The sequence below is a fragment of the Arthrobacter sp. GMC3 genome, assembly GCF_002929305.1.
GTDB lineage: Bacteria > Actinomycetota > Actinomycetes > Actinomycetales > Micrococcaceae > Specibacter.
In genome coordinates this window covers 1-558 of record NZ_PJIO01000134.1, presented here as the reverse complement: position 1 = coordinate 558, position 558 = coordinate 1, and the positions used below count along the sequence as shown (strand labels likewise).

Below are 558 nucleotides of genomic sequence, written 5' to 3'. Positions count from 1 at the left end.
CACCATTGAGGAACGCGACGACCACATCGCCCCGTCGGGCGCGGAGAGATTTGTCGACCAGCACTAAATCGTCATCGTGGATACCCAACCCCTGCAGGCTGTGACCAGCCACACGAACCAGATAGATCTGCGGCCGATGCAGGCCATACAACTCATCCAGAGAAATACGTTGCTCGAGATGATCCTGAGCTGGGCTGGGAAAGCCAGCAGGAACTGAAGGAAGGAAAAATGGAATCGAAGCCGACGACGGCGCGACGGGGCCAAGGATGGTAATGCTGCTCACGGGAACGCGCCCTTAACTGTATATATATACAGTACCAGTACCAACATGGCCGTCAATAACGAGCGACGGGAGGCAGAGCATGCGTCGCAGGCAGTTTGGAGCGCGACTTACCTGGGCAGGAGAGAGAACAGGCTAAGGATAAGCCTTGCCGACTCCCTGCCGACTTGATACGCGGTAACCGACTCACCCAGTCAGCTCCCCTTGGAGCCTGGGGTTTAGCGGGTTGCATAATTAAAATTTGAGGGATGATTGGGCCGCCCCTCAATGATTCGGAG

General features: G+C 56.1%; 1 protein-coding gene. It reads right to left on the bottom strand.

All coding sequences use genetic code 11. The features are described 5' to 3' along the window. On the bottom strand, positions 1 to 283 hold a 283-nt coding region (locus CXQ94_RS21820; RefSeq protein ID WP_306418924.1), incomplete at its 3' end, for a LexA family transcriptional regulator. Positions 284 to 558: the final 275 nt, after the last annotated feature.